The sequence below is a fragment of the Streptomyces tamarix genome (assembly GCF_032423885.1).
GTDB classification, from domain to species: domain Bacteria; phylum Actinomycetota; class Actinomycetes; order Streptomycetales; family Streptomycetaceae; genus Streptomyces; species Streptomyces tamarix.
On the sequence record NZ_JAWCTQ010000034.1, the window covers coordinates 53,883 to 74,326 of the forward strand.

A 20,444-nucleotide genomic window follows, 5' to 3' on the forward strand; every position below is an offset into this window, starting at 1 on the left:
AACCAGCCATGACCACGCAGCAGCCCGCGCCCGCGGGCGCGACCGGCACCCCACCGCCGTCCCCGCTCGGCGCGTACGACCTCACCGACCCGCAGACGTTCCTCGACACCGATCCGCACGTCCTGTGGCGCCGGTTCCGTGCCGAGAGCCCCGTCCACTGGCACGCGACCGACACCCCGGTCCCCGGCTTCTGGGCCGTTTCCAGGTACGCCGACGTCGTCACCCTCTACCGGGACAACCAGCAGTTCACCTCCGAGCAGGGCAACGTGCTGGCCACCCTGCTCCAGGGCGGGGACTCCGCCTCCCGCAAGATGCTCGCCGTCACCGACGGGCCGCGCCACGCCGAGATCCGCAACGTGATGCTCAAGTCGTTCTCGCCGCGCGTCCTGGAACCCGTCGTCGCCGGCGTCCACCGCCGCACCCGGGAACTCGTCGCCCAGGCCCTGGAACGCGGCGAGATGGACTTCGTCACCGACGTCGCCGACCACATCCCGATCAACACGATCGGCGACCTCATGGACGTCCCCGCCGCCGACCGCGAACAGCTCGTCGAGTGGAACACCCAAACCCTGTCCCGGCACAGCTCCGAGGACAGCACGCTGGACGAGGTGGTGGCCCGGAACGAAATCCTGCTCTACTTCTCCGAACTGGCCGCCGAACGTCGCCGCAACCCCGGCGACGACGTCATCAGCGCCCTCGCCACCGCCACCGTCGACGGCGAGCCGCTGTCGGAGGAGGAGGTCGTCTTCAACTGCTACAGCCTCATCCTCGGCGGTGACGAATCGAGCCGCATGTCCTCCATCGGCGGCCTCATCGCGTTCTCCGAGCACCCCGGGGAGTGGCGCAGGCTCAAGGACGGCGAGGTCTCCGTCGACAGCGCCACCGAGGAGGTGCTGCGCTGGACCACCCCCGCCATGCACTTCGGACGCCGCGCCCTCGTCGACGTACCCCTCCGCGACCAGGTGATCCGAGCCGGGGACGTCGTCACCCTGTGGAACAGCTCGGCCAACTTCGACGAGGACGTCTTCGACGACCCGTACCGCTTCGACATCGGCCGCACCCCCAACAAGCACGTGGCGTTCGGGCACGGGCCGCACTTCTGCCTCGGGGCCTTCCTCGGCCGGGTCCACGTGAACGCCATGGTCGACGCGCTGCGCACCATGGTCTCGGGCATCCGGCTCCAGGGCCCGCCGCAGCGCCTCTACTCCAACTTCGTGCACGGGTACAGCGGACTGCCCGTCGCCCTCACCGCCGAACCGGTGACGCCGGCCGCGGCGGGGAAGGTGGCGGGGTGACATGGGGGTGGCCGGCATGCGGGAGGAGAGGCGGACGACGGGCGGCACCACCCTCGCCGTCCTGCACATCGAGGGGCGCGTCGAGTCCTGGGACGCCGGCGCGCTGGGCGAGGTCCGCCACCGGGTGGAGGAGCTGCTGGCCGCGTGCGGCGCGGTGATGCTGCGCGGGCCCGGTGTGGCGGACGCCGACGAGTTCCACCGGGCCGTCACCGTCTTCGGCGACCCGCTGATCGGCAGCTACCGGGGCGGGAACACCCCGCGCGTGACGGTCTCCGACGGCGTGTTCACGTCGACCGAGTACCCGGCGCGCTTCGACATCTCGCTGCACAACGAGCTGTCCTACGCCCACCGCTGGCCCAGCCGGCTGTTCTTCTGCTGCCTGGTGGCGCCGGAGACCGGCGGGGCCACCCCGGTCTGCGACGGCCACGCCCTGCTGGAGGACCTCGACCCGAAGGTCAGGGAGCGCTTCGAGTCGGGGGTCGTCTACCGGCAGCACCTGCACGGCGGGTTGGGGCTCGGCAAGTCGTGGCAGGACACCTTCGAGACCGGCGACCGCGGTGTGGTCGAGGAGTTCCTGGAGGCGTCGGAGGCGGAGTACCGGTGGACCGCCGAGGGCGGCCTGCGCGTCAGCCAGCACCGCCCGGGCATCCGCACGAACCCGCTCAGCGGCCGGGGCGTCTGGTTCAACCAGGCCGACCAGTGGCACCCGTCGAACCTGCCCGGCGACGAGGGCGAGACGCTGCTGTCGCTGATCGACGACGTCGACGACCTGCCGCACTGGGTGACCTACGGCGACGGCACGCCCATCCCGGAGGAGGACCTCGCCGAGGTGCGCGCGGCCGCGCGGCGCAACAGGCTCGTCGAACCGTGGCGGCGCGGCGACATCATGATCGTCGCCAACATGTCGGTGCTGCACGGGCGGGAGGCGTACACGGGACCCCGCAAGGTCGTCGTCTCGATGACGTGACACGCGCCGGTGTCGCGTACGGCGGGCCAGGTCACCGCGACCGGGCCCGCCGTACGGCGTCGTCAGGGGCGGCGGGAGGCGAAGACCGCGTGGCGGCCCGACTCCACCAGGCCGTCGTCCCCGAGGGGGGCGACCGCGAACCCCCGGTCGCGCAGCTCGCCGCACAGCACGTCCAGCCGGCCCTCCGTGGCGGTGCCCGGCTCGTCGTGCACCTCCAGCGCGATCCGCCGGATCAGCGGCCAGTGCGCCTCGTCCACCCCGCGCAGCACCTCGGCCTCGGCCCGCTGGACGTCCACCTTCAGCATGTCGACGCGGTCCACGCCCTCCTCCGCGATCACGTCCGACAGCCGCCGGATCGGGCACACGTACGGCACCTCCCGGAACTGGAACGCCAGCATCTCGTCCAGCAGGTCCACGTCCTCGCCCAGTTCCGCGGCGGCCGGCTTGTCCAGCACCTGGCGCTTGACGAACTCCCGGTCCGCCGCGGTCTCGGCGTGCGAGGAGCGCGCCGACATCGTCGTGTAGCCGGGGTAGAAGGTGAAGTCCGCCTCGCCGTCGGCGTCGGACAGCGCGCACCGGTGGAGCTTCGCCGGCACGCCGTACGCGGCCATGTTCCGCTCCAGCTTCTCGAAGACCGGCGGCAGCGGCTCGAAGGCGTGGATCGTGGCGTCCGGGCACACCGTGCGCACGAACAGCGAGTAGAGCCCGATGTTCGCCCCCACGTCGAAGACCACGGCGTCCGGCGGGAGGGTCATCCCGTCGGGGAGGTAGGCCCGGCGGACGAAGATCTCCTCGTAGAGGAACGCGGTCTCGTGTGCGTTGACGCCGGCGATCCGGCTCGGGTCGATCCCCATGGCGCTCTCCTGACTGGTCGCGGACGTACGGCACGTGCCAGCGTGCCGAAGCGCGCTGACGGCGGGCTGATGCCGGTCACGGCCCGATCACCGCCGCCACCAGGGTTTTTCGCCGGGCCCTTAAGGAGGTGGTCGACCCCTGGCCGCCTCCCTAGGGTCGGTCCTCAACCAACCGGTCGGGGGAGACACGATGAGCGTTCTCGACGAGATCGTCGAAGGAGTGCGTGCCGATCTGGCGGTACGCCGGAAGAAGGTGCCGGAGGCGGCACTGCGCGAACGGGCGACCGCTGCCGGCCCCCCGGTGGACTGCGCCGCCCTGCTGCGCGCGGGGGAGGGACCCGCGGTCATCGCCGAGGTGAAGCGGGCCAGCCCCTCCAGGGGCGCGCTCGCCGAGATCGCCGACCCGGCGGCCCTCGCGGCCGAGTACGCGGCCGGTGGCGCCGCCGCGATCAGCGTCCTGACGGAACGGCGCCGCTTCGGCGGTTCGCTGGACGACCTGGACGCGGTCCGGGCGCGGGTCTCCGTCCCCGTGCTGCGCAAGGACTTCGTCGTCGGGGCCTACCAGCTCTGGGAGGCCCGCGCGCACGGTGCCGACCTGGCGCTGCTGATCGTCGCCGCGCTGGACCAGCCCCGGCTGGCCGACCTCGTGGCGCTGGCCGTGGAGATCGGCTTGACGCCGCTCGTGGAGGTGCACGACGAGGCGGAGGCGGAGCGGGCCGTAGCCGCCGGGGCCCGGGTGGTCGGCGTCAACGCGCGCGACCTGCGGACCCTGGACGTGGACCGGGGGACGTTCGCGCGGGTGGCGCCGTACCTCCCGGGCGGCGTCGTCAAGGTCGCCGAGTCGGGGGTGCGCGGCCCGGTCGATGTCGCCGGGTACGCGATGGCCGGTGCCGACGCGGTCCTGGTCGGCGAAGCCCTCGTCACGGGCCCCGATCCCCGCGCCACGCTCACCGCCCTCCTCACCGCCACCCGCCCGGTCCTCGGCGTGCGCTGACGCCGGGGCGGGCGGCCCGGCGCCGGAACCCCCGCCGGCGGGGGCCCGCGCACCGGGGCGGCCCGCCCCGCCCGCCCACCACCGTCCCCGTACGCGCCCGCCTGCCCCGGTCGGACCGCCGTTCCGGGGCCGAACCCGGCCGGCGGGGGGCCCACCGGCACCCGCACCCGTCCTTCAGCCCGCCACCCCGACCGCCTCCGACCGCTTCGTCGTGAGAGCGGCCCACCGTTCCAGGACCGCGGCCGCCGCACCCGAGTCGATGGATTCGGCGGCCCGTTCGACACCGGCCGCCAGCCGCTCGGTGACCGGGCCGGCGCCCCGCCCGTCCGGCGGGGCGAGCGCCGCGAGGCCCGCCGCGGCGGACAGGAGGACCGCGTCCCTGACCGGGCCGCGTGCACCGGCGAGGACCTCGCGGGCCACGCGGGCGTTGTGGACCCGGTCGCCGCCCCGCAGGGCGCCCGGGCGCGCGAGCGCCATGCCGAGGTCCCGCGGGTCGAACACCTCCGTGCGCACCGCCGAACCGCTCACCGACCAGACCGTGGAGGTCGTGGTGACCGTCAGCTCGTCCATGCCGTCGTCGCCCCGGAACACCAACGCCGAAACTCCTCGCCGCGCCAGCACGCCCGCCAGCAGGGGCGCCAGCCGCGCGTCCGCCACGCCCAGCGCGAGGGCCGCCGGGGAAGCCGGGTTGACCAGCGGCCCCAGCGCGTTGAAGACCGTGCGCACGCCGAGCTCCCGGCGCGGCCCGGCCGCGTGCCGCATGGCCGGGTGGAACTCCGGCGCGAAGCAGAACGTGATGCCGGCCTCCTCCGCCACCTCCGCGACGTCGGCCGGGGGGAGGCTCAGCGCCACGCCCAACTCCTCCAGCACGTCCGCCGATCCGCACGCCGACGACGCGGACCGGTTGCCGTGCTTCACCACCCGCGCCCCGGCCCCGGCCGCCACGACGGCCGACATCGTGGAGACGTTGACGCTGTGGGAACCGTCCCCGCCGGTCCCCACGATGTCCACCGCCGGCCCGGGCACGACGAGCGGTACGGCGTGCCGCCCCATGGCCCGTACCAGGCCCTCGATCTCCTCGACGGTCTCGCCCTTGGCGCGCAGCGCCACCAGCAGCCCGGCCAGCCGCACCGGCCCGGCGGCGCCCGACATCACTTCGTCCATCGCCCAGTCGGTGTCGTCGGCGGACAGGTCCTTGCGCTCCAGCAGCGCGTTCAGCAATTCCGGCCAGCTCGGGGAAACCTGCGATTCGGCGGTCACGCGAATTCTCCTTGGACGGCACCTGAGGGAATTTCTCCGTCCAGTCTCCGCATGACGACGAGCACCCACCAGACCACTGTCCGTCGAGAATTACGGTCCAATTCGAAGGGGGAAGGGCCCATGGCCCTGCACATGGCCGTCGAGGTCGTCAGAGATTCCGGAAAATCCCTGACCGCCCAGATCCAGAGCTTCATCAAGAGGCAGATCTCCGAGGGAATCCTCCATCCCGGCACCCGCCTGCCGTCCAGCCGCAGGCTCGCCCGCGACCTGGACGTCTCGCGCAGCGTCGTCGTGGAGGCGTACGGCCAACTCGTCGCCGAGGGCTACCTGGAGGCCACCCAGGGCGCCGGCACCCGGGTCGTCGCCCACATCGACGCCGCGCCGTCCGTCGTACCGACGCTGCTGGACGAGGGCCATGTGCCCGCCGTCCGCTGGGACCTGCGCACCGGCGGCCGCAACCTGCCGGCCTTCCCGCGCCGCGAATGGCTCGGCTGCTACCAGCGCGCCCTCCAGTCCGCGGCCCCCGCCGACCACGGCTACCCCCCGCTCGCCGGCGAACCGGGCCTGCGCGTCGAACTCGCCCACTACCTCGGCCGGGCGCGCGGCGTGCGCGCGACCGCCGACCAGGTCATGGTCGTCGCCGGGTTCTCGCAGGCGCTGGGACTGCTGTGCACCGTGCTGCGCCAGGACGGCGTCGACGCCATCGGCATCGAGGACCCGGGCCACCCCGGCCAGCGGCGGTTCGTCCGGGAGACCGGGCTGCGCCCCGTGCCCGTCCCGGTCGACGAGGAGGGCATCGACGTCGAGGCGCTCGCCGCGATCGGGGTGCGCGCGGTCCTGGTCACCCCCGCGCACCAGTTCCCCACCGGCGTCGCCCTCTCCGCGCACCGCCGCGAGGCGCTCGTCCGCTGGGCGCGCGACACCGGCGGCCTGGTCGTCGAGGACGACTACGACGGCGGCCTGTGGTACGAGCGCGGCCCGCGCCCCCTCGCCCTCCAGTGCCTCGCCCCCGACCACGTCGTGTACGCGGGCACGGCCAGCAAGTCGCTCGCCCCCGGGCTGCGCCTGGGCTGGCTGGCCGCGCCCCCGGACCTGCTCGCACGGCTGCTGCGCGCCCGCGCCCGCCACGACCTCGGCACCGAGAGCCTCACCCAGTTGGCCTTCGCCGAGCTGCTGCGCAGCGGACTGTTCGACCGCCACCTGCGCCGCCTCAACGCCCGCTGCCGTGACCGCCGCGACACCCTGGAGGAAGCGGTGCGCCGGTTCCTGCCGGGCGCCTCGGTCATCGGCCGGGCGGCGGGCCTGCACGCCTACGTCACGTTGCCCCGCCACACCGACGAGGCGGCGCTCGTGGCCGCGGCGCCGCGCCGCTCGGTCGTGGTGCGCGGCGCCGCCGCCTTCCACGTCCGCCCCCGGTGGGACGCGCCGGCCCTGGTGGTGGGCCACGCGCACCTGCCGCGCTCCGGGGTGACGGAGGCCGTCCGGGCCCTCAGCGAGGCGTGCCGCCTCCGCTGAGGGCCGCCGTCGCGCCCCTGCCGCGGGCCGTCGCCAGGAAGTTCTCCATCATGGTCAGCCCGCCGGTCGTCATGATGCTCTCCGGGTGGAACTGCACGCCCTCGATGGGCAGCGTGCGGTGCCGCAGGCCCATCACATAGCCGTGGTCAACGGCGACGGCCGTGGTCACCAGGGAGTCCGGCAGCGGCTCGGCGACCACCAGCGAGTGGTACCGGGTGGCCTCCAGCGTGTGGCCCAGCCCCGTGAACAGCCCTGCCCCGTCGTGCCGCACCGTACTGGTCCGCCCGTGCATCACCTGGTCGGCCACCTCGATCCGCCCGCCGTGGGCCAGGGCGATCGCCTGGTGGCCCAGGCACACCCCGAGCAGCGGCACCCGCCCGGCGAACCGGTGCACCAGCTCGACGTGGCCGGACTCGGCGGGATGCCCGGGCCCGGGCCCGAGGACCACCGCGTCGGGCCGGGAGGCGGCCAACGCCTCCGGGGAGCGGGTCAGGGACCGCACCACCTCGGTCCGGGCGCCCAGGGTGCGCAGGTACTGGTCGATGATGTGGACGAAGCTGTCGTACGCGTCGATCAGCAGGATCCTCGGCTCGCTCACGGCAGCAGCTCCTCACCGGTCAGCGCCCAGTGGGCGGCCCCCATCTTCGCCAGCGTCTCGCGCCACTCCGCCTCCGGCTCCGACTGGGCCACCATGCCCGCCGAGCTCTGCGTCGAGTACGTCGTCCCGTCGTACTCGACCGTGCGGATGCACAACGCGAACTCGCTCCACCCGCGCACGTCGGCCAGCCCGACCGCCCCCGCGTAGCTCCCGCGCCGCTCCCGCTCCAGGCCGTCGATGATCTCCATGGCCCGCACCTTCGGCGCGCCCGTCATCGTCCCCGCCGGGAACGTCGCGCGTACCGCCCGCCAGGTGTCGACGCCCTCCTCCAGCCGGCCGGACACCGTCGAGACCAAGTGGAAGACGTGGGAGTAGCTCTCCACCGCCATCAGCCGGTCCACCGGCTGGGTGCTGGGCCGGCTCACCCGGCCGATGTCGTTGCGGCACAGGTCGACGAGCATGACGTGCTCGGCCTGCTCCTTGACGCTCTCGCGCATCTCCTTCACGCGCCGCTGGTTCTCCTCCTCGTCCGCGCCGCGCCGTGCGGTCCCCGCGATCGGGCGCATCAGGATCTCGTCGCCCTCGATCCGGAAGAACAGCTCCGGGCTGGCGCCGATCAGCGTGTTGCCCGCCCGGGGCATCAGGTACATGTACGGGGAGGGGTTGCGGGCGCGCAGCCGCCGGTACACGTCGACGGGCGTCAGCGTCGTCGTCACGTCGATGCGGTGGCCGATCTGGATCTGGTAGATGTCACCGACCCTGATGTGCTCCAGACAGGTGTCGGCCCACTCCAAGAACGTCTCGCGGCTGACGCTGTCGCTCACCGACAGCGGGGCGGGCGCCTCGGGAACGGCCGCCCGGCGCCCGTCGGCCCGCTCCCGGGCCGCTTCGCGGGCCATCGCCACGACCGCGCCCACGGTGCCGTCGGCCCGCCGCGGGAACGCGGCGCTCTCGGCGCGCAACAGCCGGACCTCACCCGTCGTCAGGTCGTACCAGACGGTGTCCCGGAACAGCGTGAGCGTGATGTCGGGTCCGTTCGGGGCCTTGGTCCGGGCGGGCAGCGTCTCCATGTGCCAGACCGACTCGTACGCGAACGAGGTCAGGAACCCGAAGGCGTACGACGTGGCGGGGACGTCCGTGTCGACGTCGAACAACCCCTGGGCCCGCGCCAGCAGCTCCCACACCCGGCCGCCGTCACCGGGCAGGCCGAGCCGGTGCCCCGACCCGCCCGGCGCCGCCCCTTCGGGCCGCAGGTCCGCCTCCTCGGCGGCCGGCACCAGGGCTCCCACCACGCCGGGGGCGCCGTCGATCTCGACGTGACCGTCGAACACCCGGATCTCCGCCAGGCGCCCGAACCCGACCACGGCCCACCGGCGGTCGGGTTCGGCGCCGTCCACGCTCTCGAAGAGGAAGACGTCCTCCTCCCCGCGGGCGGCGCGCAGCCGCTCGTACACGTCAAGGGAATCGTGGTGGGGCAATCGGGTCGCGGTGACCCGCACCGCGATGTGTTCCGCTCTTCGCATGGTGAACTCCCCTCGAAAACAGTGCGATCAGCAAAACAGCGGGTGTGGCGGCCGTGCCAGACCAATCAATCGCCTTTCGTGCGGACCACTTGGCCGAGCCCTTGACCCCGTGCGCCGGTTGCACTGAGCTGATCCGTGTTTCCACTCGGCGATCAGAAACAGTGAAGGGAACCGGGAACGATGAATTCACCCACCGAATCCTGGCGGGATTTCCCCGCGGCCCAGCAGCCGCGGTGGCCGAACCGGGCGGAACTGCGCGCCGTGACCGGGTGGCTGTCCGCCGCGCCCCCGCTGGTCCTCGCCGCCGAGTGCGACCTGCTGCGCCGTCGCATGGCGGCGGTCGCCCGGGGGGAGGCGGTCCTCCTCCAGGGCGGTGACTGCGCCGAGACCTTCGAGCGGGTCACCGCCGACGCGATGCGCGGCAAGCTCCGGACCCTGCTCCAGATGGCCGTCGTCCTCACGCACGCCACCGCCCTGCCCGTCGTCAAGATCGGTCGGATGGCGGGCCAGTACGCCAAGCCCCGCTCGTCGCCGGTCGAGAGGCGCGGCGGCACGGAACTGCCCTCCTACCGGGGCGACGCCGTCAACGGCCCGGAGTTCACGGCCGAGGCACGGCGCCCCGACCCGTGGCGCATGCGGCGGATGTACGAGAGCTCCACCATGACCCTCAACCTGGTACGGGCCCTCACCACCGGCGGTTTCGCCGACCTGCGGCAGGTGCACGCCTGGAACCGGGGCTTCGTCGCGGACTCGCGGGTCGGCGAGCGCTACGAGGAGCTCACGGCCGAGATCGGCCGCAGCCTCGCCTTCATGCGGGCGTGCGGCGTGGACACCGGCGAGCTGGGGACGGCCGAGTTCTTCGTCGGCCACGAGGGGCTGCTGCTGGACTACGAATCGGCCCTGACCCGCGCCGAGCCGGACACCGGCCGCGCCTACGCCACCAGCGGCCACCTGTTGTGGATCGGCGAGCGGACCCGCGACCTCGACGGCGCCCACGTCGAGTACTTCTCCCGCGTGCACAACCCCGTCGCCGTCAAGCTCGGCCCGACCACCGCCCCCGACACCGTGCTCGGCCTCGTCGACCGGCTCGATCCGCGGCGCGAACCCGGCCGGCTGACCTTCGTGGTCCGCGCCGGCGCCGACCGCGTCCGTGACGTGCTGCCCGACCTGATCGAGAAGGTCACCGCCGAGGGCGCCCTGGTCTGCTGGGTCAGCGACCCGATGCACGGCAACACCGTCACGGCGCCCAGCGGCCACAAGACCCGCGGCTTCGACACGATCCTCGACGAGGTGCGCGGCTTCGTGGAGGTCCACCGGGAACTGGGCACCCATCCGGGCGGCGTGCACGTCGAACTCACCGGCGACGACGTCACCGAATGCGTCGGGGGCGGCAACCCGGTGCTGCCCGAGAACCTGCACCACCGCTACGAGACGGCCTGCGACCCGCGCCTGAACCACACCCAGTCGCTGGACCTGGCGTTCCTCCTCGCCGAGATGTACCGGGACCGGGCCGGTGCGCTCAGCTCCCGGCCGGCGCCCCGTCGATGACCGCGTAGGGCGGCTCCGCGGCCAGGTAGAAGTGGTCGCCCGGGAGCGTCCGGTACCGGAACGGCCCCCGCGTCCGGTCCCGCCACGCGGCGACGTCCTCGACCCCGACCCGGGGGTCGCGGTCCCCGACCAGCGCGGTGACGGGGCACCGCAGCGGTGTGCTCCTGTTCGACCGGTACGAGGCCAGCATGCGGAAGTCGGCGCCGATGTAGGGCATGACCAGCTTCACGAAGCCCGGGTTGTGCAGCAGTTCGGCGTCCGTGCCGCCCAGTTCCACGAGCGTCTTCACGATCGACTCGTCGTCCCAGGCGGTGGCCGCGTCGGGAGCCGGCCGCAACAGGTGCGGCGCCCGGGCGCCCGAGGCGACGAAGTGCGCCACCCGGACCCCCTCGTCCTCCAGCGCCCCCACCACCTCGTACGCGACGATCGCCCCCATGCTGTGACCGAAGAACACGGTGGGCCGGCCGCCCATCCACGGGTGCAGCGACGCGGCGATGTCACCCGCCATCGCGGCGAGCTCCGTGGCGGGCGGCTCCGCGATGCGTTCGGCACGGCCCGGATAGCACACCGCGTGGACCTCGAACCCCGTGAGCGCCTTGCCCCAGGCCCGGAAGAAGTAGGGCGAGCCGCCGGCATGGGGAAAACAGATCAGCCGCCGGTCTGCGAACGGCCGCGGCTCGACGCACTGTGTCCACATCTTCCTGCCCCCAAGGCCCCGCGTCCTGTGTGTCGCCTCCACGATCCTGAGCGGGACTGACACGCCGCTGACGCGGCCACCCCGCCCCGGCCCGCCGCGTCAGGGGTGTCGACCCCCACCCTGAGCCCTGAGCCCTGAGCACCGGGGCCCGTGGGACCGGGCGCGGTGTTCCCCCGGACCCCGTACCCGGGGCCACCGCCCGGTGGCCGCGGCCTTCCGTCCCGGTCGGGCGCGGGTGAGCGGTCCGCGGGCGCGGTCGGCCCCCGCTGCCGTGACCCGTGCAGCGGGACGACCTCGGGCGTCCCGCGGACCGGGGCGGTCCGACGCCCCCGTCCTGCCGTCCGGTGCTCCGTCCCCACGTGCTCGCGGCCTGGTTCCGGCACCGGGACGGGAGTGCCCCCGGCTCGGCGCGGCCGGCGTCGACATTCGGACGACCCCTGGTGGGAGCGCTCCCAAGGCGGTCGGTCTTCCGCACGGTGTGCGGACGGCCTCCACGGCCCGGTCGGACCGGGCATACGAACCCTCTGAACAGCAGAAACGCTCCGGAGGCGGAGCCGGCGCCCAGCCCCTGCGGCCCCGGCGCCCGACCCCGTGATCGAGCCGAACGCCCGGTCTTTTTCGGACACTTCGACGGCGTCCCGCTGTGGGCGCGGCGTGTTCGGCTGTCTGGGGCGCCCGGCCCGACCCTACGATTGAACAGACCATTGATGGGTAGGCGCAGTCCTTTTGTGCCTGCGTTCGGCAGGCCGCGCCACGACGCGGGCACGCCGATATGGGGGGTAATCCGAGTGCGTAGTTCATCGCGGACCATGGAGGTCGGCGGAGCCGACCCGGAGCGCCGGATACCGGTCGTCGTCCACACCGCGGATCCCATCTCCCGGGCCGGCGCGGTCAGTCAGCTCCGCCAGCACCCGATGGTCGAGCTCCGTGAGGGAACGGAGGTCAGGCCCGGGACCGTGGTGGTCCTGATCGGTGAGACGCCGGACGAGCCCATGCTCACCCAGTTGCGCAGGCTGGTCCGCAGCGAGGGCGCCCGCGCCGTCCTGGTCGTGAGCGCGGTCCGCGAGGCCGAACTCCTCGACGTCATCGAGTGCGGGGTCGGCGCCGTCGTCTGGCGCCACGAAGCGACCGCGCACCGGCTGCTGCAGGCCGTGCTCGCCGCCTCCCGCGGTGACGGCGACCTCCCGGCCGACCTCCTCGGCCGTCTCATGAGCCAGGTGGGGATGCTCCAGCGCTGCGCGGCGGGCCACCCCGGCACCCCCACCTCGGGCCTCGTGGCACGCGAGGTCGACGTCCTGCGGCTGGTCGCGGAGGGCCTGGACACCGGCGAGATCGCGGGCAAGCTCTCCTACTCCGAGCGCACCGTCAAGAACGTCATGCACGGGCTGACCACCCGCCTGCACCTCCGCAACCGCGCCCACGCCGTGGCCTACGCCCTGCGGGAGGGCTACATCTGACCGCGCGGGCAGCCCCCGGGGGCAGGCGCGGAGGTCCGCGCGGCCCCACGGGGCCGCCCCTTCGCCTTCCCCGGAGCGCCTGCGGCAGAGGGCGCGGAGCGGTGAAGAATCGTCAGCACGGGGGACGGCACGTACACGGCGAGGCGGGAGCGCGTTCTGTGATCCATGAGGTGGACGACGTCCTCAAGGGGATGCTCGGTGGCGGCGCACTCGCCGGATCCGGCATCGACGTCTCCCTGGAGGCCCCGACCCGCGACTGGGCCGCCCGGCGCAACGCCCCCGCCATCAACGCCTACTTGTACGACATCCGCGAAGACGTCACCCGCCGCCAGCGCGGCACGATGCCGGTCAGGGACGAACGCGGCGCGGTCCTCAAGCGGCGCCAGCCGCCCCGCTGGTTCCGGCTGTCGTACCTCGTCACCGCCTGGACGAAGCAGCCCCAGGACGAACACCGCCTGCTGTCGGCGGTGCTGGCGACCCTGCTGCCCCGCGAGGTCCTGCCCCCCGAGGAACTGCCCGGCTCGCTGGGCGCGCTGGGGCTGTCCGTCCCCCTCACCGTCGCCGGGATCCAGAGCGAGTCCCGGTCGCTGGCCGAGATCTGGTCCGCGCTCGGCGGCGAACTCAAACCGTCCCTGGACGTGGTGGTGACCGCACCCTTCCCGGCGTTCCCCGAGTACGACGCCGGGCCGCCGGTCACCGAGGGCGCGGCGGTGCGGGTACGCGGAATCGACGGCACTCTGGAAGGCTCGCCGGAGCGGCGGCACCGGCCACCGGCGTCCGGCACCCCCGGCGCCGACGCCGGTCTCCCGGGCACCGGGCGCGCGAGCGGGAAGACGCGGTGATGACGACGTACGCCTCCACCCACCCCGCCGGGTCCGCGCCGGACCGCCCCGCCCTCCACCCGGAGCCGGACCCGGCCGCCGCGCTCCTGACCCGCCTGGCCCGGCTGCGCGAGCGGGTCGCCCGGCTGGTCGAGTTCCGCGGCGCCGGCGATCCCACGGCCACGGACCCCCTGCGCGGCCTGTACCTGTCCGAGGAGGCCGTACGCCACGTACTGGGCTCCGACGTGCGACGACACGGCCCGGAGCGGGACGCCCACGGCGCCTCCCCGGGCTCCCTCGACGCCTCCGCCTCCGCCCCGGACCGGCCGGCACGGCTCGCCGCGCGGCTCGGGCTCGGGGAGCTGGAGACGGAACTGCTGCTCATCGCCCTCGCGCCCGACCTCGACCGGGACTTCGAGCCGCTGTACGCCTACCTCAACGACGACGTCAGCAGGCGCCGCGCCACCATCGGGCTCGCCCTCGACCTCTGCGGCCTCCCCGCGCACCGGCCCCGGGCGCGGGGCCTCTTCCACCCGGCGGCACCGCTGTCCGCCCTCGGGCTGGTCGAGGTCGAGGAGCCCGAACGACCTTTCCTGAGCCGCTCCCTGCGCGTCCCCGACCGGCTCGTCGCCCACCTCCTCGGTGACGACACCCCGGACGCCGCGCTCGCCGGCCGCGTACGCCCGCTCGCGGCTCCCCCCGGCCCGTACGACGAGGAGTTCACCCGCAGGCTCGCCGACCGGCTGGCAGCCGGCCCGCTCACCGTCCACCTGCGTGAACACCGGGAGGGCGACGGGCCCGTCTGGGCCGCGGCGGCGCTGGCGGCGGCCGGTCTCGACGCCCTGCACTACACGCCCGCCCTCACCGCCCCCGGCCCCGACACCGGCGCGGAGCCCTTCGCCGCGCTGCTGCGCGAGGCCCGGTTGCAGGGCCGGGCGCTCGTCGTGTCACCGCTCCCGGCCGAGGCCGGTCCGCTGTTCGGGGCGCTGGCCGCGGACGACGTGCCGGTGCTGTTCACCGGTACCGGACCGTACGACCCCCAGTGGTGTGACCGCGACCCGCTGGTCCTCGACGCACCGAGGCTGCCCGCGGGCGCCGCCGAGGTCTGGGCGGCGGCGCTCGGCGACGCGGCGGGGGACGCCGGGTTCGACCTGGCGGCCACGGTCGCCCCGTACCGCCTCGGCGCGGACCGCGTCCCCCGGGCCGCGCGCGCCGCCCTGGACCTCGCCGCGTTCGACGGCACACCGCTGACCGCCGCCCACGTCCGGCTGGCCGCCCGCCGACAGTCCGCGTCCGGGCTGGAGCGGCACGCCCGCCGGATCCGCCCGGACGTCGGCTGGGAGGACCTCGTCCTGCCCGAGCGGCCCCGCGCCCAACTGCGGGAGCTCGCCCTGCGCGCCCGCCACCGCGACCGGGTCCTCGGGGACTGGCGGCTCAGCGCCGGGGGCGGCCGGGGGCGCGGCGTGCTGGGGCTCTTCGCCGGCGAGTCCGGCACCGGCAAGACGCTCTCCGCGGAGGTCGTCGCCGCCGAACTCGGGCTCGACCTCTACGTGGTCCAACTGTCGTCCGTCGTCGACAAGTACGTGGGCGAGACCGAGAAGAACCTGGAGCGGATCTTCACGGAGGCCGACCGGACCGACGCCGTCCTCCTCTTCGACGAGGCCGACTCCGTCTTCGGCAAGCGTTCCGAGGTCAAGGACGCGCACGACCGCTACGCCAACATGGAGAGCGCCTACCTCCTCCAGCGGCTGGAGTCCTTCGACGGCATCGCCGTGCTCACCACCAACCTGCGGGCCAACATCGACGAGGCGTTCACCCGGCGCCTGGACCTCGTGATCGACTTCCCGTTCCCCGACGCGGAGCAGCGGCTGGCCCTGTGGCGGCACGCCCTCGCACGCGTGCCCTGCGCGGACGGCACCGACGCCGGGGCGTGCGCGCGCGACTTCGAGCTGGCCGGGGGATCGATCCGCAGCGCCGTCGTCACCGCGGCGTACGCCGCCGCGGGCCGCGGCGGGCCGGTCACCACGGCCGACCTGCTGGAGGGCGCCCGCCGCGAGTACCGCAAGACGGGACGCCTGGTGCCGGGCGAGGGCGGCTGGTAGCCGTCCGTCCCCCGCCCCGCCCCGACGGGCGCGTGTCCCGGCCTACTCCACGCGCCACTTCTGGTTCGGCAGCCCGGTGCACGTCCACAGCAGGAGCCGCGTCCCGTTGTCCGTGCCGTGGGCGTCGGCGTCCACGCACTTGTCCGCCTGCGGGTTCACGAGGTCGCCGGCGCCGCTCAGCACGAACTGCTGGGCCGGGTTGCCGCTGCACCGGGCCAGCTGGATGGGCGCCCCGTCGTCACGGGAACCGTTGGCGACGTCCATGCACAGGCCGAGCGCCCGGACCGTGCCGTCGCCCTGGAACTCCCACTTCTGGTTGGCGCTGCCCAAGCAGTCCCAGAGGTGGAGCTTGGTGCCGTCGCGGCCGATGCCGTCCTGCGCGTCCGGCACGTCGATGCAGCGGTTCGAGCCCTGACCGATGATCAGGGAACCGACCACGTCGGGCTCCGGCGGCTGGGGCGCGCCGCCCGAACCGCCCTCGTCCCCTCCGCCCGATGCCGAGCCCGACGTGTCCGGCTCCTCGCCCGCGTCCTGGCTCGGCTGCGGCGGGGGTTCCTCCTCGGGGAGCTCCGACGGGGTGGGGGCCCCCGCCACCGGAGGGCTCGCGGCCGGGGCCGACGGGGTGGGGTTCGGCAGTACGGAGGCACCGGCCTCCACCGGCTTCTCCAGGGCGGCGCTGCGCACTTGGGGCTTGTAGGCGATCCAGAGCATCACGAAGGTGATGAGGAGTGCCAGGAGGAGGCCGAGGAAGGTGGCGAGCCAGCCGGGGAGGAACCCGCGTTGGACGTAGGTGCCCTCGACGTCCAGCGGTGTCACCCCGGACCGCTGCACGGCCAGCGTGTACGGCCGCTGCTGCTTCGAGCCGAACCAGATGATCTCGCGGGGCTTGAGCGTCGCGTTCACGAACGCGGCGCGGCCGGGCTCGATCTGCACGTTGGAGGGGTGGATGTCGTACGAGAGGTCGTCGCCGTTGTCGCTGCCGCTGACCGACGCCGTCAGCTTCGTGTTGCCGAGGTTGTCGATGGCCAGCTTCGGCCGCCCCCGCAGCCGCCCCTTCACGGTCGGCGGCACCAGCTCCGCGCGTACCTCCGTGAACGGCGTGACCGTCAGGTTGCCCTCGGGGACGGTCGTGGCCTCCGGGTGCTCGGTCGGCGTGATGCGCACGGCGTACGGATGCGGTCCGGCCGCCGCGTCGGGCGTCCGCGGCGGCGAGAACGTCAACTCCACCGTGCCCGTGGTGCCGGGGTAGAGGCGCAGGGTCTGCGGCTCCACCGTCGTCCAGGGGGCGACGTCGCCGACGGGCTCGAAGCGGTACTCGTCGACGATGTCCCCGGTGTTGCGCAACCGTACGCGTACGGTCGTCGTGCCACCGGGGTCCACCGTGGCCGACGCGGGTTCCAGAGAAGTCCAAAGGCTCACGTCCGGACGCTAGCCGCGGGGCCGACGCCGGGGCAGGAGCCGCAGGGGTATGGTCGCTGCCCGCAGGGGCAGCGCACCCTGCCCCGCCTTCGCGCGGGCGCCCGCTCCTCACGGGAGGGGACGCGGGGAACGGCTGGTCGAGTGGGTTTCGGTGTTCTCGGTGTTCTCGGTGGCCGTAGGTGGTCTGGGAGCGTGTGACCGGGGCGGGCGTCGGCACCCGCGAGCCGGAGACGTCTCGCGTACCTGAGCGGCCTCATCGTCCATCGTTCCCACACCCGGTGGCCGGGGCCGGGCCGCGCCGTGCCGCCGTCTCGACGCCCCGCAGTCCCTCCGCCGCCCGGTACACCGGTGCTGCCGGCGTTCGCCTGCCCCGTCGGGGAGGTCGGCTCGGGTGCGTGCCCGGAGTCGGTGCGCGGTGGATCTGACGGGCGAGCAGGAGACCGAGCAGGGTGGAGGCGAGAGTCCACCCGGCGAGGACGGTGAGCAGCGTTAACCAAAGAGGCATGGCTGGGAGTCCGTTTCACTGATGGGCATACATTCCACCCGTGTGCCCGGGATGGCGCCGAGTATTTCTGTGACGTGGTTCATGGCGAAGCCTTCCGCAGTAACTCCTTGGCTGCATCTTTCGACTTTTTTGTAAAATTTCTTGATCATTGCTGATTGGATCTTCGATGCTTCGGTGAGGTCTATGTAAATCCGCAACTTCACTCTCCGTGGCTTTGGTTTCCCTGCGTTACCCCGCTGCGGAACTTCCCCCTCCGTGCCCGCGGCGTGCAAATGATGTATCCGCCCGCTAGTGGGGCGGGCTTCTTCTTGCACCTGGGGGGTTCGATGTCTGTCTTACGGGCCGGGCGACGCTGGTCGCATGCGGCGGTCGCGGCGGGGGTGGCCGCGACGATCATGGCATGGGGAATCACACCCGCCACGGCCGCGGCGCCTGGTGAGCTGTCGCAACTGGTGGCGTTGACGGAGTCGGACGCGTGATTTTCGCGAAAACCAGCAAGGGAACGGGCGCGTACACATACGCTGGCGAGCTGGTCCACCAGACCACGGACGAGGGCGAAAGCGTCGACTACGTCCACGGCCGCGCCGACCAGTACGGCATGCCCGTCATCGAACAGGTCAAGCTCACCGCCGGCACTGCATACATCGAGCACGACCCCACCACAGGCCAGCCCCTCGCCCTGCGCACGGCCAACGGCTACGAGGCCTACTACATCGTCGACGGACTGGGAAGCCCAGTCCAGTTCATCAACCAGTCCACCGTCCAATCCACGGTGTACGAATACGACCCCTACGGCGCCGTTCGCACCACCAAGGAAACCGGTACCGCCGCCGCCCAGAATCCCTACCGCTTCGTCGGCGGCACCTACGACCGCACCACCGGATACGTCAAATACGGCCAGCGCTGGTACGACCCCGCTATCGGCCGCTTCACCACCCAAGACCCCCTCACCTTCCTCGCCGACCCCGCACAAGGAAACCGCTACGCCTACGCCGCTGGCGACCCCATCAACAATACTGACCCCACAGGCATGTGGACGGCGTGGGACACGGTGTCGACGGTCTTGACCGGAGTCGCTCTAATCACTGCCATTCCAACCGGAGGGGCCTCTCTCACCGTAGCCGGAGGCATCGGTTTGGCGCTTGCACAGACGAGCTTTGTCGCGGCTGTCAGCTGCGGCGTTTACGACGACAATGCGTGCTGACGCGCGAAACCACTAGATCTGGGGCTCCGCTAAGTAAATAGCGGAGCCCCGGGCGTGCAGATTCAAAGGAGAAGAAATGAAGCGAACGAAGATCCATGCGGCATCTGTTTCACTTCTCGTGCTGTCTGCACTTTCGTTAGTGATTTTTTCGCCAAATGCAATCGATGTCGCGGCTGTTTGGCTTACTGCGCTAATTGTTGCCGTTGTCTCGTTGATCCTTGTTGTTTTCCTCAGGGTGAGTGGGAGGGGCTCGCGTAAGTAAATTTCCAGATTTTATGTCGCGGTCGCTCGCGAGGTGACGCCGAATAACTTGTTGACCATCTCGGCGGCGATATGAGGAAACCTTGCCAACCATCTGTTCTCTCGTGATCGGTCGACTTCCTGTGTTGGCCAGGACGTAGGTGAAGGCATACGAGGAGCAGGTCTTTGCTCGGCCAGTCGTCGCAGTTCAAACTCGTGCCGAATTGTAAGGGTGTGGCTACGGGTGATGAGCTTCGAGAAGTGAGGAAGTGACGTGCGGCCGGGGCGGTGAGCCGAAATCGGATCCCGTCTCGGCTGTATCGGCCGTATCGGCAGAATGTAACCGGGATCGCAAGGATGGGGTCGTGGGCAACAAATCAAAGGTGCGTGTCTTCACACTCGTCGTCGCGGTAGTCACCGTCACGGCATTCGTGCAGGGCGCCGTGGTCGAAGGGGTGGAGAAGGTGCTGCTGTTCAGCATTGGGGCTCTCGGCGCAGCATCACTTGCGATGGGATCCCATGCTTTGTGCGGTTCCAAAAGGAAGCGGGTACGTTAACCCTGTCGGCAGCGCCTTTCCTGTCGTCTGCGACTACGACTCATGAATCAACGCGGAGTTACCAAAGTCATCATCATCGGGTTCGGTATCGGGATCATCGGGATGGTCCTGATCCTGATCGACCGCTTCACTGCCTGACCTCATGGCTGGAGCTGTGCGTGATTACCGAATCGGGCACAGCTCGTCCTGTCTTATTGGCTCACCCTGGCGGCCGTCACGGCCCGCCTCGGCTCTACCGCCCGATCGACCGGGCCGCCCATCGACTGGAGTCGCCGCGCAGGCTCAAGCGCCGACTGGGCTCCAGGATCGCCCGTCCCTGGAGGCGCTCCGGTCCGGATGGGGCCGCGGCCCCGGTCGACCCCTCGCCGGGGCGCAGACCGGGGCCGGGCCGCGAACGGCCCCGTCATGGACCGCTTCGGACGGGCGCGCGTCAGGCCGTCTCGGGCGGGCGGGCGTCGAGCCGGTCCCGGAGGCCGGCCAGAGGGGTGTGCAGGAGCTCCTCGGCCTCGTCGGGGGCGAGGTGGCCGATCAGCGCGTGGCTGGTGAGGCCGTCCACCAGGGCGAGCAGGGTGCGGGCCTCGCGGCGCGCGTCGAGCGGTGCGCCTCCTTCTCCCGTCTGCCGCGCGGCCTCGGCGACCAGGCGGGTGAACAGCGCCTGCAGGTCCGCGTGACCCACCCGTAGTGCCTCGGTGAGCCGCTCGCTGACGGGCGGCCTGGGCGACGAAGGCGAGCCGGACGCGGGCCTCGGCGTGTGCTCCTCACGCAGCAGCGCGACCTCGGCCGCCGAGTGGCCCAGAGCGGTGGCGGCCGGCTGGGCGGGGCTGCCGATCGTCGGGCGGGCCTTCCGGGAGGACCTGTGCCTGGCCGCCGCCCGCAGGATCGAGGAGC

Annotated in this window: 16 protein-coding genes and 1 pseudogene; 10 read left to right on the forward strand and 7 right to left on the reverse strand. The window is 72.6% G+C overall.

Translation table 11 applies throughout. The annotated features are described in order from the left end of the window. Nucleotides 1–8 precede the first annotated feature (8 nt). Both RND61_RS23415 and RND61_RS23420 read left to right on the forward strand, forming a co-directional pair. Entirely contained in the window at nucleotides 9–1,295 is a 1,287-nt protein-coding gene (locus tag RND61_RS23415; protein WP_315880032.1) for a cytochrome P450, read from the forward strand. A 1-nt stretch (nucleotide 1,296) separates the two neighbouring features. Further along, on the forward strand, nucleotides 1,297–2,262 hold the full coding sequence (locus RND61_RS23420) for a TauD/TfdA family dioxygenase (RefSeq protein WP_315880033.1): 966 nt from the start codon (nucleotides 1,297–1,299) through the stop codon (nucleotides 2,260–2,262). A 62-nt stretch (nucleotides 2,263–2,324) separates the two neighbouring features. Here the strand turns inward: RND61_RS23420 and RND61_RS23425 are convergent, their stop codons facing one another. Continuing rightward, on the reverse strand, nucleotides 2,325–3,116 hold the full coding sequence (locus RND61_RS23425; RefSeq protein ID WP_315880034.1) for an FkbM family methyltransferase: 792 nt from the start codon (nucleotides 3,114–3,116) through the stop codon (nucleotides 2,325–2,327). 190 nt (nucleotides 3,117–3,306) lie between these two features. On the opposite strand from RND61_RS23425, the gene trpC reads away from it, so the two are divergent. Beyond that, nucleotides 3,307–4,110: an indole-3-glycerol phosphate synthase TrpC gene (gene trpC / locus RND61_RS23430; RefSeq protein ID WP_315880035.1), complete on the forward strand. Its 804-nt coding sequence runs from the start codon at nucleotides 3,307–3,309 to the stop codon at nucleotides 4,108–4,110. A gap of 174 nt (nucleotides 4,111–4,284) precedes the next feature. Here the strand turns inward: trpC and trpD are convergent, their stop codons facing one another. Beyond that, nucleotides 4,285–5,370, reverse strand: a complete 1,086-nt coding sequence (trpD, locus tag RND61_RS23435; protein WP_391653981.1) for an anthranilate phosphoribosyltransferase — start codon at nucleotides 5,368–5,370, stop codon at nucleotides 4,285–4,287. A 120-nt stretch (nucleotides 5,371–5,490) separates the two neighbouring features. Here trpD and pdxR point away from each other — a divergent pair, with 120 nt between their 5' ends. Beyond that, nucleotides 5,491–6,885 carry a MocR-like pyridoxine biosynthesis transcription factor PdxR gene (gene pdxR / locus RND61_RS23440; protein WP_315880036.1) on the forward strand — a complete coding sequence of 465 codons (1,395 nt, stop codon included), beginning with the start codon at nucleotides 5,491–5,493 and terminating at the stop codon, nucleotides 6,883–6,885. Here the strand turns inward: pdxR and RND61_RS23445 are convergent. Further along, nucleotides 6,860–7,483, reverse strand: a complete 624-nt coding sequence (locus RND61_RS23445; RefSeq protein WP_315880037.1) for an anthranilate synthase component II — start codon at nucleotides 7,481–7,483, stop codon at nucleotides 6,860–6,862. The genes pdxR and RND61_RS23445 overlap by 26 nt on opposite strands. Continuing rightward, nucleotides 7,480–9,006 carry an anthranilate synthase component I family protein gene (locus RND61_RS23450; RefSeq protein WP_315880038.1) on the reverse strand — a complete coding sequence of 509 codons (1,527 nt, stop codon included), beginning with the start codon at nucleotides 9,004–9,006 and terminating at the stop codon, nucleotides 7,480–7,482. The genes RND61_RS23445 and RND61_RS23450 overlap by 4 nt, the downstream gene beginning before the upstream one ends. 180 nt (nucleotides 9,007–9,186) lie before the next feature. Between RND61_RS23450 and RND61_RS23455 the strand changes: the two genes are divergently transcribed. Beyond that, nucleotides 9,187–10,554 carry a class II 3-deoxy-7-phosphoheptulonate synthase gene (locus RND61_RS23455; RefSeq protein WP_315880039.1) on the forward strand — a complete coding sequence of 456 codons (1,368 nt, stop codon included), beginning with the start codon at nucleotides 9,187–9,189 and terminating at the stop codon, nucleotides 10,552–10,554. Here the strand turns inward: RND61_RS23455 and RND61_RS23460 are convergent. Beyond that, complete coding sequence (locus RND61_RS23460; protein WP_315880040.1) at nucleotides 10,526–11,251, reverse strand: thioesterase II family protein; 726 nt, start codon at nucleotides 11,249–11,251, stop codon at nucleotides 10,526–10,528. The two genes, RND61_RS23455 and RND61_RS23460, sit on opposite strands and share 29 nt — an antisense overlap. Nucleotides 11,252–12,060: 809 nt before the next feature. On the opposite strand from RND61_RS23460, the gene RND61_RS23465 reads away from it, so the two are divergent. From RND61_RS23465 to RND61_RS23475, 3 genes are all read left to right on the forward strand, one after another. Beyond that, a complete protein-coding gene (locus tag RND61_RS23465) occupies nucleotides 12,061–12,708 on the forward strand; it encodes a helix-turn-helix transcriptional regulator (protein WP_315880052.1) in 648 nt (215 codons plus the stop codon). A gap of 158 nt (nucleotides 12,709–12,866) precedes the next feature. Then, entirely contained in the window at nucleotides 12,867–13,550 is a 684-nt protein-coding gene (locus RND61_RS23470; protein ID WP_315880041.1) for a DUF4255 domain-containing protein, read from the forward strand. Then, a complete protein-coding gene (locus RND61_RS23475) occupies nucleotides 13,550–15,631 on the forward strand; it encodes an AAA family ATPase (protein WP_315880042.1) in 2,082 nt (693 codons plus the stop codon). Before RND61_RS23470 ends, RND61_RS23475 begins: the two co-directional genes overlap by 1 nt. A 42-nt stretch (nucleotides 15,632–15,673) precedes the next feature. Here the strand turns inward: RND61_RS23475 and RND61_RS23480 are convergent, their stop codons facing one another. Next, nucleotides 15,674–17,050, reverse strand: coding sequence for a ricin-type beta-trefoil lectin domain protein (locus tag RND61_RS23480; protein WP_315880043.1), 1,377 nt, complete (start codon nucleotides 17,048–17,050; stop codon nucleotides 15,674–15,676). Between the two features lie 980 nt (nucleotides 17,051–18,030). Between RND61_RS23480 and RND61_RS23485 the strand changes: the two genes are divergently transcribed. Further along, complete coding sequence (locus RND61_RS23485) at nucleotides 18,031–18,759, forward strand: RHS repeat-associated core domain-containing protein (RefSeq protein WP_315880044.1); 729 nt, start codon at nucleotides 18,031–18,033, stop codon at nucleotides 18,757–18,759. A 605-nt stretch (nucleotides 18,760–19,364) separates the two neighbouring features. After that, the gene (locus RND61_RS23490; RefSeq protein WP_315880045.1) at nucleotides 19,365–19,556 is read left to right on the forward strand and encodes a hypothetical protein; all 192 of its coding nucleotides are present in this window, start codon (nucleotides 19,365–19,367) and stop codon (nucleotides 19,554–19,556) included. Nucleotides 19,557–19,986: 430 nt separating this feature from the next. On the opposite strand, the pseudogene RND61_RS23495 reads toward RND61_RS23490, so the two are convergent. Next, a pseudogene (locus tag RND61_RS23495) lies at nucleotides 19,987–20,382 on the reverse strand (TetR family transcriptional regulator C-terminal domain-containing protein); the annotation flags it as partial. Nucleotides 20,383–20,444: the final 62 nt, after the last annotated feature.